15 protein-coding genes are annotated in these 16,079 nt (G+C 64.7%); 2 read left to right on the forward strand and 13 right to left on the reverse strand.

Features of this window, described 5'->3' with window-relative positions; all coding sequences use genetic code 11:
* Positions 1 to 37: 37 nt before the first annotated feature.
* Entirely contained in the window at positions 38 to 2,581 is a 2,544-nt protein-coding gene (locus tag AC1MEM_RS00295) for an ATP-binding protein (RefSeq protein ID WP_499474722.1), read from the reverse strand.
* Positions 2,582 to 2,871: 290 nt separating this feature from the next.
* Here AC1MEM_RS00295 and AC1MEM_RS00300 point away from each other — a divergent pair, with 290 nt between their 5' ends.
* Positions 2,872 to 3,642: an exodeoxyribonuclease III gene (locus AC1MEM_RS00300; protein WP_499474723.1), complete on the forward strand. Its 771-nt coding sequence runs from the start codon at positions 2,872 to 2,874 to the stop codon at positions 3,640 to 3,642.
* 1 nt (position 3,643) lies between these two features.
* On the opposite strand, the gene AC1MEM_RS00305 is transcribed toward AC1MEM_RS00300, so the two are convergent.
* The 8 genes from AC1MEM_RS00305 to gshB form a co-directional block, all read right to left on the reverse strand.
* Positions 3,644 to 4,567, reverse strand: coding sequence for a pseudouridine synthase (locus AC1MEM_RS00305; protein ID WP_499474724.1), 924 nt, complete (start codon positions 4,565 to 4,567; stop codon positions 3,644 to 3,646).
* Positions 4,568 to 4,605: 38 nt separating this feature from the next.
* On the reverse strand, positions 4,606 to 5,499 hold the full coding sequence (locus AC1MEM_RS00310; RefSeq protein ID WP_499474725.1) for a M48 family metallopeptidase: 894 nt from the start codon (positions 5,497 to 5,499) through the stop codon (positions 4,606 to 4,608).
* A 113-nt stretch (positions 5,500 to 5,612) separates the two neighbouring features.
* Complete coding sequence (metW, locus tag AC1MEM_RS00315; RefSeq protein WP_499474726.1) at positions 5,613 to 6,227, reverse strand: methionine biosynthesis protein MetW; 615 nt, start codon at positions 6,225 to 6,227, stop codon at positions 5,613 to 5,615.
* Positions 6,224 to 7,342, reverse strand: a complete 1,119-nt coding sequence (metX, locus tag AC1MEM_RS00320) for a homoserine O-succinyltransferase MetX (RefSeq protein WP_499477760.1) — start codon at positions 7,340 to 7,342, stop codon at positions 6,224 to 6,226. Before metX ends, metW begins: the two co-directional genes overlap by 4 nt.
* Positions 7,343 to 7,442: 100 nt before the next feature.
* Positions 7,443 to 9,197: a phosphoenolpyruvate--protein phosphotransferase gene (gene ptsP, locus AC1MEM_RS00325; protein ID WP_499477762.1), complete on the reverse strand. Its 1,755-nt coding sequence runs from the start codon at positions 9,195 to 9,197 to the stop codon at positions 7,443 to 7,445.
* Between the two features lie 35 nt (positions 9,198 to 9,232).
* Positions 9,233 to 9,502: an HPr family phosphocarrier protein gene (locus AC1MEM_RS00330; RefSeq protein WP_499474727.1), complete on the reverse strand. Its 270-nt coding sequence runs from the start codon at positions 9,500 to 9,502 to the stop codon at positions 9,233 to 9,235.
* An 89-nt stretch (positions 9,503 to 9,591) separates the two neighbouring features.
* Positions 9,592 to 9,993, reverse strand: a complete 402-nt coding sequence (locus AC1MEM_RS00335; RefSeq protein WP_499474728.1) for a PTS sugar transporter subunit IIA — start codon at positions 9,991 to 9,993, stop codon at positions 9,592 to 9,594.
* A gap of 1 nt (position 9,994) precedes the next feature.
* Positions 9,995 to 10,939, reverse strand: coding sequence for a glutathione synthase (gene gshB / locus AC1MEM_RS00340; RefSeq protein WP_499474729.1), 945 nt, complete (start codon positions 10,937 to 10,939; stop codon positions 9,995 to 9,997).
* A gap of 180 nt (positions 10,940 to 11,119) precedes the next feature.
* Between gshB and AC1MEM_RS00345 the strand changes: the two genes are divergently transcribed.
* Positions 11,120 to 11,833: a class I SAM-dependent methyltransferase gene (locus tag AC1MEM_RS00345; protein WP_499474730.1), complete on the forward strand. Its 714-nt coding sequence runs from the start codon at positions 11,120 to 11,122 to the stop codon at positions 11,831 to 11,833.
* Positions 11,834 to 12,010: 177 nt separating this feature from the next.
* Here AC1MEM_RS00345 and gshA read toward each other — a convergent pair whose 3' ends face one another.
* From gshA to AC1MEM_RS00365, 4 genes are all read right to left on the reverse strand, one after another.
* On the reverse strand, positions 12,011 to 13,312 hold the full coding sequence (gene gshA / locus AC1MEM_RS00350) for a glutamate--cysteine ligase (RefSeq protein WP_499474731.1): 1,302 nt from the start codon (positions 13,310 to 13,312) through the stop codon (positions 12,011 to 12,013).
* Between the two features lie 155 nt (positions 13,313 to 13,467).
* Positions 13,468 to 14,829, reverse strand: a complete 1,362-nt coding sequence (amt, locus tag AC1MEM_RS00355) for an ammonium transporter (protein WP_499477764.1) — start codon at positions 14,827 to 14,829, stop codon at positions 13,468 to 13,470.
* Between the two features lie 67 nt (positions 14,830 to 14,896).
* The gene (gene glnK, locus AC1MEM_RS00360; RefSeq protein ID WP_193687218.1) at positions 14,897 to 15,235 is read right to left on the reverse strand and encodes a P-II family nitrogen regulator; all 339 of its coding nucleotides are present in this window, start codon (positions 15,233 to 15,235) and stop codon (positions 14,897 to 14,899) included.
* A 13-nt stretch (positions 15,236 to 15,248) separates the two neighbouring features.
* Positions 15,249 to 16,004 carry a TorF family putative porin gene (locus tag AC1MEM_RS00365; protein ID WP_499474732.1) on the reverse strand — a complete coding sequence of 252 codons (756 nt, stop codon included), beginning with the start codon at positions 16,002 to 16,004 and terminating at the stop codon, positions 15,249 to 15,251.
* Between the last annotated feature and the right edge of the window lie 75 nt (positions 16,005 to 16,079).

Here is a 16,079-nt window from a genome sequence, read left to right on the forward strand (position 1 = left end):
AATCCGCGGCGCCCTCTCGTGACGAACGGCGCCGTTTTCAGCCCTCGGCGAGGCGCGCGACCTGGTCGGGCGTGATCGGCTTGACCAGGTGGCGCTCGAAGCCGGCGGCGCGGCTGGCGGCCTTGTCGGCATCCTGCCCATAGCCGGACAGCGCGATCATGCGGCAGGTTTGAAAGCCGGGCAGCGCGCGCAGGCGCGTGGCCAGTTCGTAGCCGTCCAGCACCGGCAAGCCGATGTCGAGCACCGCGATGTCGGGCTGCAGGCGCACTGCCGCCTCCAGCGCGCTCACCGGGTCCTTGAATACCGCGACCGTGTGGCCGTGCGCGGACAGCAGCATGCCGAGCGTTTCGGCCGCGTCGGCATTGTCGTCGACGATCATGATGCGCCGTCCCACGGCCGGCAGCGCCGGGACCGCGGCGGCTGCCGGCGCAACGGCCGGCGCGACCGCGTGCACCGGCAGCCGCACGACGAATTCGCTGCCGCGCCCGAGGCCTTCGCTATGCGCTTCGACCGTGCCGCCATGCAGCTCGATGATGTTTTTTACCAGCGCCAGGCCGATGCCCAGGCCGCCCTCGACGCGGTCGACGCTGCGTTTGCCCTGGAAGAACAGGCCGAAGATTTGGGGCAGCACCTCGGGCGCGAGGCCGATGCCGTTATCCAGCACGCCGATGCGCAGCCAGCCGGCGCCATCGCGCCGCGCCGACAGCGTGACCGCGCCGCCGTTCCCGGTGTAGCGGGCGGCGTTCGTGAGCAGGTTCGAGACCACTTGCGCCAGGCGCATCGGGTCGCCCTCCCACTGCATGCCTTTCTCGACCTCGACGACGAGGCGGTGGCCGCGCTGTTCAAACAGCGGCCCGGCCATCTCGACGGCTTTCGCCAGCGGGACGGCGATGTCGCCGCGTTCCGATTTCAGTTCGATCTGGCCGCGCGTGGCGCGTGCGACATCCATCAGGTCGTCCACCAGGCGTACCAGGTGCTCGACCTGGCGCTCGATGATTTCGCGCTCGCGCATGGCGCCCGTCTCGCCGCGCATGCGCATCAGCTGCAGCGCGGTGACGATCGGCGACAGCGGATTGCGCAGCTCGTGCCCCAGCATCGCCAGGAATTCGTCCTTCGCACGGTTCGCGGTGGTCAGTTCGTCCAGCAGGCGCTCGCGTTCGGCGTGGGCGCGCTCGAGGCTGCGGCGGTCGCGTACCTTGTCGGTGACGTCGACCGCGACCACGATCACGCCCTGCTCTTCGCCTGCGGTACTGGTCAGCGGCTCGAGGTTAAATTGCAGGAAGCGCTCCTCGCGCGCACCATCCGCTGTCACCAGTTCGACGCGCAGTTCGTCGACGCTGCAGGGTTCTCCACTGCGGTAGACCTGCTCGAGCAGGCGCATCGTCTCGCTATCGCGCAGTTCAGGGAACACCTCGGCATAATTTTTTCCATCCAGTTCGCCGCGCCCGACCAGTGCGCAGTAGCGCCGGTTCGCGAGGCGGAAGGTGAATTCCGGCCCCACCAGCAGGGCTGCCGCCATCGGCGCGTTGAGCAGCATGCGGTCGCGCTGGGCCAGCGCTTCGTCGCGCTGGCGGCGCTCGGTGGCGTCGCGCGTGAAGCAGCGCGTGTAGCGCAGCTTGCCGTCCTCGAAGCTGCCGTTCGAATGGATCAGTACATGCTTGACCGAGCCGTCCTTGCAGCGCAGGCGCGCCGGCTGGTCGATCAGGGTGCCGCCCGAGAGCAGCGTCGCCAGGATGCTGTCGATGACGGGCGCATCGAGGTGGAACTCGGCGATATGGCGCCCGACGTATTCGTCCCAGGCGTAGCCGAGCATCTCCAGCTCGGCCTTGTTGGCCCACAGGATGATACCGTCGCGGCCGACCCGGTGCAGGCCTTCGGCGGCATTCTCGACGAAGTCGGCCAATTCGCGTTCGCGCCGCAACAGGGCGCGCTCGGCTTCCTGGCGGCGCGCCACTTCCGCGTCCAGCGCCTGTGCCTTGCGCTCGAGCCTGAGGAGTTGCAGCGGCTTGCCCATCACGTCCTGCAGGCCGCCGCCCGGCGCCTGGGTGCAGGCATGCTGGTGCTCGGCGCAGACCTGGTCGAACTGCGCGGCAAATTCGGCGCTCGGGAAGGCTTGCCATGGATAGGCGCAGAACAGGGAAAAGCGCAGCTCTTCCGAGAGTGCGTTCCACAGCTGCTCAAGCCGGATCGCGGCGCCGTAATGGCCGTCGGCGCACTGCAGGGCGACCATTTCGCCGAACGCGTACAAGGGGCCGTCATATGCGCCCAGTTGCGCCTGCGCGTCGCGGATGAGCGCCCGGAAACGCTGGCCGTCGGGCGCGCCGTCGACCAGCAGGCGTTCGAGCGAGGCGCGTGCGTCGAGGAAGACGATGCGCGTGGCGCAGTCGAGCTGCAGTCGTTCGCGCAGCGCCTGGGTGTGTTCGGGTGTCGCGATGACAATGCCTGCGCCGCCGGCAGACAGCGCAGCTTCGAGGAACCCGGCGACCTCCTCCATCAGGAGGGCGTTGTCGTCGTAGAAACGCACGATATGCGCGTTTTCTCCATGGTTCCCGGGCGGCGCTGCGTCAGCGTGAATGAGCACTGATTTCCTTCCTTTGGATTGCCGGCACGAACCAGGTATGTACGGCCGAAAAGGCCAAGTTTAACAGATGATGCCGCATGGAATGCTTCGGGCATCCCACGCTGTACATATCGAGCAACAGGCCATTGCATGTCGACAACGCGGAAAAAGCGCTACACTAGCGGCGTGCGTCATTCCTGTGACGCAAGCAACTCCGGGCACGTTGATGCGGCCCCAGGCACGGACCGTCCGGTCCGGTTTTCTGCTCTGATTCTTCCCTGCTTTTCTCTCTCTGACTCTTCTCAAATTTCATGCCACGAATTATTTCCGCGAACCTGAACGGCATCCGTTCGGCGCACAAGAAAGGTTTTTTCAACTGGCTGGCGTCGATCGACGCCGACTTCGTCTGCGTGCAGGAACTGAAAGCCCAGGAAGCCGACATGACCGAGGAATTCCTCCGTCCGCACGGTTACCACGGCCATTTCCACTACGCCGAAAAGAAGGGGTATTCGGGCACGGGCGTGTATAGCCGCCTCGCCCCGGACAACAAGCGCATCGGCTTCGGCTGCCAGGAATTCGACGCTGAAGGCCGCTACACGCGCTGCGATTTCGGCAACCTGACCGTGATCTCGGTCTACTGCCCATCGGGTTCCTCCTCGCCCGAGCGCCAGCTGGCCAAGTTCCGCTTCATGGAAGTCTTCCTGCCGCACCTGCAAGAATTGAAAGCCGAGGGCCGCGAAGTCGTCATCTGCGGCGACTGGAACATCGCGCACAAGGAAATCGACCTCAAAAACTGGAAGAGCAACCAGAAGAACTCGGGCTTCCTGCCGGAAGAGCGCGCGTGGATGACGCGCCTGTTCGACGAACTGGGCCTGGTCGACGTGCACCGCGTGGTGGCGCCGGAAGCCGCCGATTACACCTGGTGGAGCAACCGCGGCCAGTCATGGGCGAAGAACGTGGGCTGGCGGATCGACTATCACGTTGCGACCCCGGGCATCGCCGCCAAGGCGCACAGCGTGTCGGTGTACAAGGACGAGCGCTTCTCCGATCACGCACCGCTGATCATCGACTACCACCTGTAATTTACCCGGGCCAGTCCAGCGTGCGTTCGCTCGTGAACGTGCGCTTTTCTCCCGTCAGCGGGTCGTCAAAGCTGATCGAACGCGCCAGCAGCTGCAGCGGTGCGCTGAAATCGTCGCCCTTGCAGGGCAGCGCCACCGGATAGAAGGCGTCGTTCAGGATCGGCGCGCCGAGGGACGACAAATGCAGCCGCAGCTGGTGCTTGCGGCCCGTGTGCGGGTGCAGGCGGTAGCGCACGACGTCGCCGCGGCGCTCCAGCACCTCGATGAAGGTCTCCGAATTCGGCGCGCCCTCCTCTTCCGTCATCACGAAAAACTTGTCGCCATCGACCATGCGGCTGCGATAGGTAAAGGGGAAGTCGCGGCCCTCGATCGGGCCGGCCAGCGCCTCGTACACCTTTTTCACCACGCGCTTCTGGAACATCGACTGGTATTTGCCGCGCGTCTCGACGTTGTGCGAGAAGATCACGACGCCCGCCGTTTCGCGGTCGAGGCGGTGGATCGGCGTCAGGTGCGGCAATTCCAGTTGCGCTTTCAGGCGCACCAGCAGCGTCTCGTGCAGGAAGCGCCCGGTCGGGATCATCGGTAAAAAATGCGGCTTGTCGACGATGAGCAGGTGCGCGTCCTGGAACAGGATGGTTTCCTTGAAGGGGATCGGCGTTTCAGCCTCGTCGAGTTCGCGGTAATACCAGATGCGCATGCCTTTGCGGACAGGACTGTCCGCTCGCAGGGGCAGGCCTGTCGCATCGACCACCTCGCCGCGCTGCAGGCGCGCGGCCCAGGACGCGGGCGCCACGTCCGGGAAGCGTTCGGCGAGAAAACGCAGCATGCCGCCGGCCAGCGTCTCGGTCAGCCACAGGTAGCTGGGCGCGACGCCGCCGCGCACCGGCAGCGGGACGTAGGAATTGGCTTCTGCCTGGCGGCCCATCAACAAGGCTCCATCACGTGTCCATCACTCGTTGTCCATCACTTCGCGGCGACGTTGGTGCGGTAGGCCGGCAAGCGGTTCACGCTGGTGCCCTTGCTGCGCGCGTACAGCGGCAGCAGCACGTTCATGTGCTGCTCCATGTCCTTGATCCGGGTTTCACCGCCCGGGTGGGTCGACAGGAATTCAGGCGGCGCGCCCTTGTTCAGCATCGCCATCTTGCGCCACAGCGCCACGCCGGCGCGCGGGTCGTAGCCGGCGCGGGCGGCGATGTCCAGGCCCACCAGGTCGGCTTCGCGCTCTTCGTCGCGCGAGAATTTCAACACGACGCCCTGGCCGATCATGCCGGTGACGGTGTTGGTGATGCTCGGGTCGATGCCGAAGATGGCCGCGCCGAGCGCCCCGGCGCCGCGCGCAACCATCGAGGTGATGCCCGACTTGGCGGCACGCTCGCGGCCATGTTCGCGCAGCGCGTGCGCGACTTCGTGGCCGATGATGGCGGCCATTTCGTCGTCGGTCAGTTTCAGCTGGCTGATGATGCCGGTGAAGACACCGATGCGCCCGCCCGGCATGCAGAAGGCGTTGACCTGCGGGACGTCGAACAGGTTGACCTGCCAGTCCCAGTTTTTGGCCGACGCATTCCAGCGCGGCGTATAGGGAATGAGCCGCTGGGCGACGGCGCGCACGCGCCGCGTTTGCGGATCGGTGGCCGGCACCAGCGCGCCCTTCTGCTGCGCCTGCGACAGCATGGCCTGGTACTGCTGGGCCGCCTGCTGGTTGAGTTCTTCTTCCGGCACGAGCACGCGCACGCGCGAGAGCGGCTTGACGGCGATGCCGTCCTGGACGACCTTGTCCTGCGCGCCATGCGCTGTGTTGACCCCGGCGAGGCTGGTCAGCAGCGCGAGGCAGACGGTGAGGTGTTTGAGTTTCTTCATGGTGGTGGCCGGTGTGCTGTTTTTGTCAGCGGTATCGTCGCAGAAAAGCGTGGATGGGTACGCACGATAAGGGGAACGATGGGGCGAAATCACATGCGCGATTGTTCGACGTATTACCCGCGCTTCGCCTTCTTCCTCAGCCTGAACACCGCCAGGCTCCCCCGCAAATTCGGCAAAAACGTCACCGGCTTGCCCTCCGCCAGCGCCACGTATTCGATCACCTCGAGCCCACACTCCTCGGCCAACTCCTTGAAATCGACAATGGTCGCGCAGCGTACGTTCGGCGTGTCGTACCACTGGTAAGGCAGCGAGCGCGAGACCGGCATCCGCCCCTTCAGCAGCGCCACGCGGTGCGGCCAGTACGCGAAATTCGGGAACGAGACGATGGCCTCCGAGCCCACGCGCACGATGTCGCGCAGCAGGGCTTCCACGTGCTGCATCATCTGCAGCGAGGAGAGACAGAGCACCGTGTCGAAGGAGTTGTCGCCGAACAGGCCGAGGCCCGCTTCCATGTCGTGCTGGATCACGTTGATGCCGCGCCGGGTGCTTTCCAGTACCTTGTCGTCGGCGATCTCGATGCCGTAGCCGGTGCAGCGCTTGCCCTTTTCCAGGTAGCGCATCATGGCGCCGTCGCCGCAGCCGACGTCGAGCACATGGGCGCCATCGCCCACCCAATCCGCGATGAATGCCAGGTCGGGACGCAGTGTCGCCAGGTCTTCGAATTTCATGCCGGCTCTCCTGCGGTTTGTTCCCAGATGCGGTCGTAATAGGCCTGCACCACGCCCATGTAGCGCGCGTCTTCCAGCAGGAAGGCGTCGTGCCCGTGCGGCGCGTCGATTTCTGCATAGGTCACCTGGCGCCGGTTCGAGATCAATGCTTCCACGATCTCGCGGCTGCGCTCGGGAGAAAAGCGCCAGTCGGTACTGAATGACGCGACCAGGAACTGCGCGCGCGTCGTGGCCAGGGCCTTGGTCAAATCGCCGCCGTGCTCGCGCGCCGGGTCGAAGTAATCCAGGGCTTTGGTGATCAGCAGGTAGGTGTTCGCATCAAAATATTCCGAGAACTTGTCGCCCTGGTAGCGCAGGTAGGATTCGATCTCGAAGTCGATGCCGAAGTCGAATTTGTAGTCGTTGGTCTCGGCCGCGTTGCGCAGCTTGCGGCCGAATTTCTCGGCCATGTCGTCGTTCGACAAATACGTGATGTGGCCGACCATGCGTGCGACCTTCAGCCCGTTCCTCGGCACCACGCCGTGTTCATAAAAATCGCCGCCGTGGTAGTCCGGGTCGGTGAGGATGGCCTGGCGCGCGACGTCGTTGAACGCGATGTTCTGTGCCGAGAGTTTCGGCGTCGAGGCGATCACGATGCAGTGGCGCAGGCGCTCCGGGAAGCGGATGGCCCAGGACAGCGCCTGCATGCCGCCGAGCGAGCCGCCCATCACGGCGGCGAACTGGTCGATGCCGAGCCGGTCGGCCAGGCGCGCCTGGGCGCCGACCCAGTCTTCCACCGTCAGCAGCGGGAAGGCCGCGCCATACGGCTTGCCGGTGGCGGGATTCGTGTGCATCGGGCCGGTCGAGCCGAAGCAGGAACCGAGGTTGTTGACGCCGATGACGAAGAAGCGGTCGGTGTCGACCGGCTTGCCGGGGCCCACCATGTTGTCCCACCAGCCGAGGTTTTTCGGCGCGTCGGCATAGCTGCCGGCAACGTGGTGCGAGGCGTTCAGCGCGTGGCAGATCAATACCGCGTTCGATTTGTCGGCGTTGAGCGTGCCGTAGGTTTCATACATCAGCGTGTAGTCGCCGAGCTGCGCGCCGCTTTGCAACTGCAAAGGTTCGGCGAACTGCATCGCTGAGGGAGAAACGATTCCAATGGATCCCATGAGACTTTCTTGTACTTGTGTTGTTGGCGGCCGCTTTTTACATCAGGGCCGCCTTCGATCTTCGATCTTACGTGAGCTGGAGCTGCGCCACCGCTTCCGCGATCTCGCCCGGCTCCATCGAGCGCATGATGCGCCGCATGCGCGGGGCGATCTGGGTCAGGTCGGCGTTCAGGATTTCCTGCTTCACCGACAGCAGCTGCGCCGGGTGCATCGAGAACTCGCGCAAGCCCATGCCCAGCAGCAGGCGCGTCAGTTTGATGTCGCCCGCCATCTCGCCGCACACGGCAACGTCGATGCCGGCCTTCTGCCCGGCCGCGATCGTCATGCCGATCAGCTGCAGGATGGCCGGATGCAGCGGGTCGTACAGGTGCGCCACTTCGTAGTCGACGCGGTCGATCGCCAGAGTGTACTGGATCAGGTCATTCGTGCCGATCGACAGGAAGTTCATGCGGCGCACGAACAGCGGCAGCGCCAGCGCGGCGGCCGGGATCTCGATCATGGCGCCCACTTCCACCGCTTCGTCGAACTTGATGTTCTGTTCGCGCAGCTGCGCCTTGGCCTGCTCGAGGATGTTCAGCGTCTGGTCGATCTCGAAGGCATGGGCCAGCATCGGGATCAGGATGCGCACCTTGCCGAAGCACGATGCGCGCAAAATCGCGCGCAGCTGGGTCAGGAAGAGCTGCGGTTCGGCCAGGCAGTAGCGGATCGCGCGCAAGCCCAGTGCCGGATTCAATGCCGTGTGTTCGGTCGGGTCGAGCGGCTTGTCGGCGCCGACGTCGAGCGTGCGGATCGTGACCGGACGGCCCTTCATCGCCACCACGGCGCGCCGGTACTGCTCGAACTGTTCTTCCTCGTCGGGGACCTTCAGGCCGGGCGCACCGCGGCCCATGAACAGGAATTCGGAGCGGAACAGGCCGATGCCGGTGGCGCCGGCTTCGAGCGCGTGCGGGCAGTCGTCGGGCAGCTCGATATTCGCCATCAGCTTGATCGCGGTGCCGTCTTTGGTGACGGCCGGCGTTTTTTTGAGCTTCAGCAGGCGCTTGCGGGCCTTCACCAGCGCCAGCTGGCGCGCGCGGTACTGCTCCAGCACCAGCGGGCTCGGATTGCAGATCACCACGCCGGCGTCGCCGTCGACGATGACCCAGTCGTCCTGCTCGATCAGGCGCGACGCCTGGCTCATGCCGACCGAAGCCGGGATGTCGAGCGAGCGCGCGACGATGGCCGTGTGCGAGTTCTGGCCGCCGACGTCGGTGACGAAACCGATGAAGGAGCGGTCGCGGAAGGCCAGCATGTCGGCCGGAGAAATGTCGTGGGCGACGACGACCATCTGCGGCTGGTAGCCTTCGTCGCCCGCCAGCAGCGGCGGCACGGATAAAGCGGTGCCCATCAGGACTTTCAGGACGCGTTCGGCGACCTGCTGGATATCGTGCTTGCGCTCGCGCAGGTAGGCGTCCTCGATCTCGTCGAACTGGGCCGAGAGCTCGTCGATCTGCGTCACCAGCGCCCATTCGGCGTTGTAGTGGCGCATGCGGATGATGTCGAGCGGCGCCTCCGAGATCATCGGGTCGGACAGGATCAGCGCGTGCACGTCGATGAAGGCGCCCAGTTCCGTCGGCGCATCCTTCGGCAGATCCGTCCACAGCTCCTGCAGGTTGCGGTGCACTTCGGCGATCGCGTCCTGCAGGCGTTTGACTTCGGCTTCGACCTGCTCTTCCGGGACCAGGTAGTGCTTGACGTCGAGCGCGGCGGGCGTCAGCAGGTGCGCGCGCCCGATCGCGATCCCGCGCGAAACGGGGATGCCATGGAGCGTGAACGACGCCATCGAGGATCCCGAACGGTAGCGGCCCGATTCCGGCATTACTCGCCTTCGCCGAACTTGTCGTTGACGAGGGCGGACAGCGCCGTGATCGCGTCCTGTTCGTCGGCGCCGTCGGCTTCGAGCGTCACTTTCGCGCCCTTGCCGGCGGCGAGCATCATGACGCCCATGATCGATTTGGCGTTGATGCGGCGGCCATTGCGGGTGAGCCAGACTTCGCTTTTGTACTTGGCGGCCAGTTGGGTGAATTTGGCGGATGCGCGGGCGTGCAGGCCCAGTTTGTTGATAATTTCAAGTTCTTGTTGAATCATGTTCTCGTTTTCTTTTCAATCGTCAGAACTGCGCTGCGCCACAGGACGCTTGGCGTCCTCACCTGCGCCCTCACCTTCTTGCATCCCGTTCAACCGACCCGGATGCGGTTATCGACCCGTACGGCGCCATTCTGGGCGCCGGCCAGCGCCATCTCCACCACCACGTCGAGCGTGTCGCGCCGATAGGTGATGGCACGCAGCAGCATCGGCAGGCTGATGCCGGCGATGACTTCCACGTGGCCGGCGATCGCCAGCGAATTGCAGCAATTGGCCGGCGTGCCGCCCTTGATGTCGGTAATCACGAGCACGCCGTCGCCCTCGTCCAGGCGTTCGATCGCATCGCGCGCGCGCAGGTTGACGGCCTGCGTGTCCTCATCGGCGGTCACGTCGATCGCCTCGAAGCGCTCGGTCGGCCCGCGGAACACGTGGGCCACTGCCGCGATGAATGCCTGGCCCAGCGGTGCGTGGGTCAGGAGCAAAATACCTACCATGTCATTTTCCCGTTGCCTGCTCGATGGCGTCGATGAACATCGCCGCAACGTCGAAGCCGGTCTGGTCGGTGATCTCCTGGAAGCAGGTCGGGCTAGTCACATTTACTTCGGTCAGGAAATCGCCGATCACGTCCAATCCTACCAGTAAGAGGCCACGCTCGGCCAGCAGCGGCCCGAGGGCCTCGGCGATTTCACGGTCGCGCTCGGTGATCGGCTGGGCGACGCCGATGCCGCCAGCCGCCAGGTTGCCGCGCACCTCGGTCCCTTGCGGAATGCGCGCCAGCGCGAACGGTACCGGTTTGCCGCCGATGACGAGGATGCGCTTGTCGCCCTTGACGATCTCGGGAATGTATTTTTGCACCATGATGGTGCGTTTTCCGTTATCGCTCAGGGTTTCGATGATCGCGCCCAGGTTCATCGCATCGTGCTTGACGCGGAAGATGCCGGTGCCGCCCATGCCGTCGAGCGGCTTGAAGATCACGTCGCCATGCTGGGCGTGGAAGGCGCGCAGGCGCTTTTCCGACGAGGTGACGAGGGTCGGCGAGGTAAACTGGCTGAACTGGCCGATCGCCAGCTTTTCGTTATGGTCGCGGATCGCCGACGGACGATTGAAAACGCGCGCGCCCTGCTTTTCGGCGAGTTCCAGCAGATAGGTGCCGTAGACATATTCCATGTCGAAGGGCGGGTCCTTGCGCTCGATGATGGCGTCGAAGCTGGACAGGCGCAGGTCGCGCGCCTCGTCGGCGCGGTACCACTCGTCGGCATCGCCGGTCAGGTGGATGCGCCGCACTTCGGCCGAGACGACGCCCAGCTCGAGCGCCATGTCGCGCTGTTCGAAGGCGTAGACTTCGTGGCCGCGCCGCGCCGCCTCGCGCATCATCGCGAAGGTCGAGTCCTTGTAGATCTTGAAACCGGAGAGCGGATCGGCGAGGAAGGCGATTTTCATGGAGGGTCCTGTCTGGGTAATGCCCTCGATTTTAGCCGGAATCCCGAATGCGCGCGGCCGACCGCCCGCAGCCGAATAGTTCGGCGGGGCACATAATGCTGATGAGCAAATTGCGCCCGATCGGTGTGAGGCCTGAGCGTGCGCAAACGCGGGCGCAATTGTGTGGGCGACGATGATCGGATGGACGCACAACTAGACCATAAGACCGAACAGGAACGCATTGCCCGCGTGTACCGCGGCTGGCATGGAGGCGCCGCGCTGGCGCGTTATGCCTGGCACCGGCCCGACATCGTGTTCCAGGACGCCATGCGCACGCGGGTACTGTCGCGCATGCTGGCCAACACGCTCGGCACCGACCTCGGCAACATACGCGTCGTCGATGTCGGCTGCGGCACCGGTGGCTTCCTGCGCCAGCTGATCGACTGGGGTGCAACGCCGGCCAACCTCACCGGCATCGAACTGCAGCAGGACCGGCTCGACCTCGCCCGCCCGCGCTCGGCGCCCGAAGTGCACTGGCATTGCGGTTCGCTCAGCCCCCTGCCTGCCGCCAGCGCCGACCTCGTCACTGCGCAGACCGTGATGTCCTCGCTCCTCGATCAGGAGCTGCGCCAGCGCATGGCCGCCGACATGTGGCGCGTATTAAAGCCGGGCGGCTGGTGCCTCGTATTCGACTTCCGCTACAACAACCCGCGCAATCCGCACGTACGCAAGGTGACGCGCGCCGAGCTGGACGGTTACTGGCCCGGCCACCGCCAGCAATACCAGACCCTGCTGCTGGCCCCGCCCGTCGGTCGCGCGCTGGCCGCCCTGCCCGCGCTGGTGACGGAAGCGCTGGCGGGCCTGGCGCCGCCGCTGCGCTCGCATTTCATTTACATGGTGCAGAAGGAGCGCTGAGCAAGGCAAGCGGCCCAAGCGTTACGCGTAGGGTGGGCCGGGCCGCGATCGGACCCCGTGCCCACGCGCAAATGATGAGCAGACGCGCCATATTTTCAAAGTTGCGCAGCGTTGCAGTCCAACAGCGGCCAACGCGGCGCATGGTTTTTGGTGGGCACGGGGCGCCCACCCTACGAATCAATAGACTTCGGGATTCGGATCGGTCCGCTCCATCTCGAGCGAAGCCGCCAACAGCCCCAGCCTCGCCACCACGCCATACACATAAAACCGGTTCGGCGCCGCCGTCCCCGGCTTCGCCTTCAAATCCGGCACCGCGTGCTGCTGCGCGAACGCCAGCGGCACATACTGCGAGCCCGGCGCATTCAGGTTCTGGTCGATGCCGCGCTCGGCGTGCACGCGATAGAAGCCGCCGACGACATAGCGGTCGATCATGTAGACCACCGGCTCGGCCACCGCGTCGTCGATCTTTTCGAAAGTCGGCACGCCTTCCTGCACGATCAGGTCGGTCACGGCGACACCGTCCTTGATGACGGACATGCGCGCGCGCTGCTTCAGGCTCAGGTCGCGCACTTCGCTCGCATCCTTCACCGTCATCACGCCCATGCCGTAGGTGCCGGCGTCGGGCTTCACGATCACGAAGGGTTTTTGCTCCTTCATGCCGTATTCCTTGTACTTCTTCTTGATCTTCGAGAGCAAGGCCGAGACCGCGTCGGCCAGCGCCTCGGTGCCCTGGTCGTGCTCGAGGTCGATCTCGCCCACCTTCGCGTGCAATGGGTTGACCAGCCATGGATCGATGTCGATCAGCTTGCCGAACTTCTTCGCGACCTCGTCAAACGCCTTCAGGTGGTTGCTCTTGCGGCGCAGCGCCCAGCCGGCGTGCACCGGCGGCAGCAGCGACTGCTCGTGGATGTTTTCGAGGATCGAGGGGATGCCGCTTGATAAGTCGTTGTTCAGCAGGATCGTGCACGGGTCGAAGTCCGCCAGGCCGAGGCGGCGGCCGTTGGGCGAACGCACCAGCGGTTCCACCACCAGCATGTTCCCGTCAGGCAGCGCCAGCGGCGTCGGCTGGGTGACCTCGGGAGAGAGGGACCCCAGGCGCACGTGCAGGCCGGTCTGGCGGAAGATCTGCATCAACCGCGCCACGTTTTGCAGGTAGTGCGGGTTGCGCGTATGCGTTTCCGGAATCAGCAGCAGGTTGCGCGCGTCCGGGCAATACTTGTCGATCGCCGCCATTGCCGCCTGGACGATGAGCGGCAGCATTTCGGTGGACAGGTTGTTGAAGCCGCCCGGGAATAAATTCGTATCGACCGGCGCCAGCTTATAGCCGGCATTGCGCAGGTCGACCGAGCAATAGAACGGCGGCGTGTGTTCCTGCCACTCGAGGCGGAACCAGCGCTCGATGGCCGGAGTGGCGTCGAGGATCTTTTTTTCTAAATCGAGCAGCGGGCCGGTCAGGGCGGTAGCGAGGTGCGGAACCATGAAAGTGGGCGTCCTTATTGGCTTCTTGGCAATGAATGTCCCATATCTTGGGGCAATAAGCCCTATTGTAAAGGCTCATGTTGCGCCGCACCTAAACAAAAAGGGCGCCCCGCAGGGCGCCCTTTGTGAAGCTTTATGCTGATCGGGTCGCGGTATTACGAATGGTACGCCGATTCGCCGTGGCTGGTAATATCCAGGCCCTCGCGTTCCTGCTCTTCCGGCACGCGCAGTCCGATCACGACGTCGACGATCTTGAAGGCGACGAAGGCGACGATGGCCGACCAGACGATGGTCACGCCGATCGCTTCGGCCTGCACCCATACCTGGTGGCCGATCGAGTAGACGTCGGTCGAGGCCTTGTTGGTGACGTAATCCCACACGCCCTGCCCGCCCAGTTGCGGCGAAGCGAAGACGCCCGTCAGCAGTGCGCCGACGATACCGCCGACACCGTGCACGCCGAACACGTCGAGCGAATCGTCGACACGCAGCAGGCGTTTCAGGCCGTTCACGCCCCACAGGCAGACAAAACCGCCGACAATGCCGATGACCAGTGCACCCATCGGGCCGACGAAACCGCAGGCCGGCGTAATGGCGACCAGGCCCGACACGGCGCCGGACGCAGCGCCCAGCATCGATGGCTTGCCCTTGGTGAACCATTCACCCATGGTCCAGGCGACGGTGGAGCCGGCGGTGGCCAGCAGCGTGTTGATGAAGGCCAGCGCTGCGACGTCGCCCGCTTCCAGCGCCGAACCGGCGTTGAAACCGAACCAGCCCACCCACAGCAGCGAGGCGCCGATCATGGTCATGGTCATCGAATGCGGCGCCATCGATTCGCGGCCGTAGCCGACGCGCTTGCCGATCACATAGGCGCCGACCAGGCCGGCAACCGCCGCATTGATGTGCACCACGGTGCCGCCCGCGAAGTCGAGCGCGCCCTTCTGCCACAGCCAGCCGGCGCCATCGGTCACGGTGGCCAGGGTGGCGGCGTCCTTGATCGCGTCAGGACCGGCCCAGAACCAGACCATGTGCGCCACCGGCAGGTAGCCGAAGGTGAACCACAACACCACGAACAGCATCACGGCGGAAAAGCGCGCGCGCTCGGCAAAGGCGCCGACGATCAGGCCGCAGGTAATGGCGGCAAAGGTGCCCTGGAAGGCGACGAAGATGAACTCGGGGATCATCGTCTCCTTGCTGAAGGTGCCGGCCATGCTGAAGACGCCGGCGACCGGATCGTAGATGCCGTTCAGAAAGGCGCGGTCGAAACCGCCGATGAAGGGGCTGCCGCCGGTGAAGGCGAGCGAGTAGCCGTAGAGGCACCACAGCACGATGATGAGCGAGAAGATCATGAAGACCTGCAGCAGCACCGAGAGCATGTTCTTCGCGCGCACCAGGCCGCCGTAGAACAGGGCCAGGCCCGGGATCGACATCATGATCACGAGTATGGTGGCAATAAACATCCAGGCGGTATCGCCCTTGTTGATGGAGGGTGCGGCCCAGGCCGGCAGCACGACACCCATTGCCAGTGCGGCAGCGAGGACTTTGTTCGTTAGTAGCGATTTGACTGCGGATTTCATCGGGATCCCCTTACAGTGCTTCGTTGCCGGTCTCGCCGGTACGGATACGGATGACCTGGCTGAGGTCGGAGACGAAAATCTTGCCGTCGCCGATCTTGCCGGTGCGGGCGGCGCCCTGGATGGCGTCGATGACCTGGTCGACGATGTCGTCATCGACGGCCGCTTCGATCTTGATTTTTGGCAGGAAGTCGACCACGTACTCGGCTCCGCGGTAGAGCTCGGTATGGCCCTTCTGGCGGCCGAAGCCTTTGACTTCGGTCACCGTCATGCCCTGCACGTTAATTTCGGACAGCGCTTCACGCACTTCGTCGAGCTTGAAGGGCTTGATGATGGCGGTAATCAGTTTCATCGCATTGCCTCTTTCAGAAAGTTTTGGAGACCGACAGCACGGCGGCCGACTTGCCCTGGTTGCGCCCGCCGGGAACCAGATAGGCTGCGGTATCGGCCTTGACCCAGGCCAGCGCCACACTGGCGAAACCGAAGTCTTTCGTGACGCCGACCTTGTAGTCGGTGTACGACAAGGCGCCGTTGTTCTTCACGCGCTGGCGGCCCACGTGCAGGTTCAGCACCAGGCCCTCGACCGCCGGGACCGGCACGTTGGCGCCCAGGTCCAGGTAGCCGCTCTGCTTGCTGTCAGGCGTGCCGAACAGGTTGGTCGTCGCGTGCGAATACTTCAGGTAGGCCGGACCGATGCCGACCTGCCCGTACAGCTCGAAGGTATTGGCGTTCGGGCTCAGGCCGTTCGACGGATACCAGTAGTACAGGCCGCCGACGTCGTAGCTGATCGCCTCCGTGATCTGGCCGCGCTTGCCGCCGTACAGGTCGACTTCGACATTGCCGTCGCCGCCCAGGTCCTTGGTCCACTTGATGGTGGAGAGCCAGGTGCCCACATACAAGCCGCTGGGGCTGTGGGTGTAGTCGACGCCGCCTTGCACGGCCGGGTCGAAGCGGGTCTGCGACAGGCCGCGGTAGCGGTATTCGCTGGTCAGCGCCGCGTTGTAGCTGACCTGGTGCTCGGCGGCGGGCGTTTCCTGCGCCTGTGCTGCCGGGCTGCCCATCATTGCCAGCGCAAATACCGCTGAACTCGCCGCTGCGTTGCCTGCTAACTTGCTCTTCATGATGCTTCCCCTGTTGGATGGACGGATGTGGTGTCTCTGGTGCCCTGAGTTGCAGCTTTATCCATCCTGTAGCAG

The sequence above is a fragment of the Telluria sp. AIW5 genome (assembly GCF_056680575.1).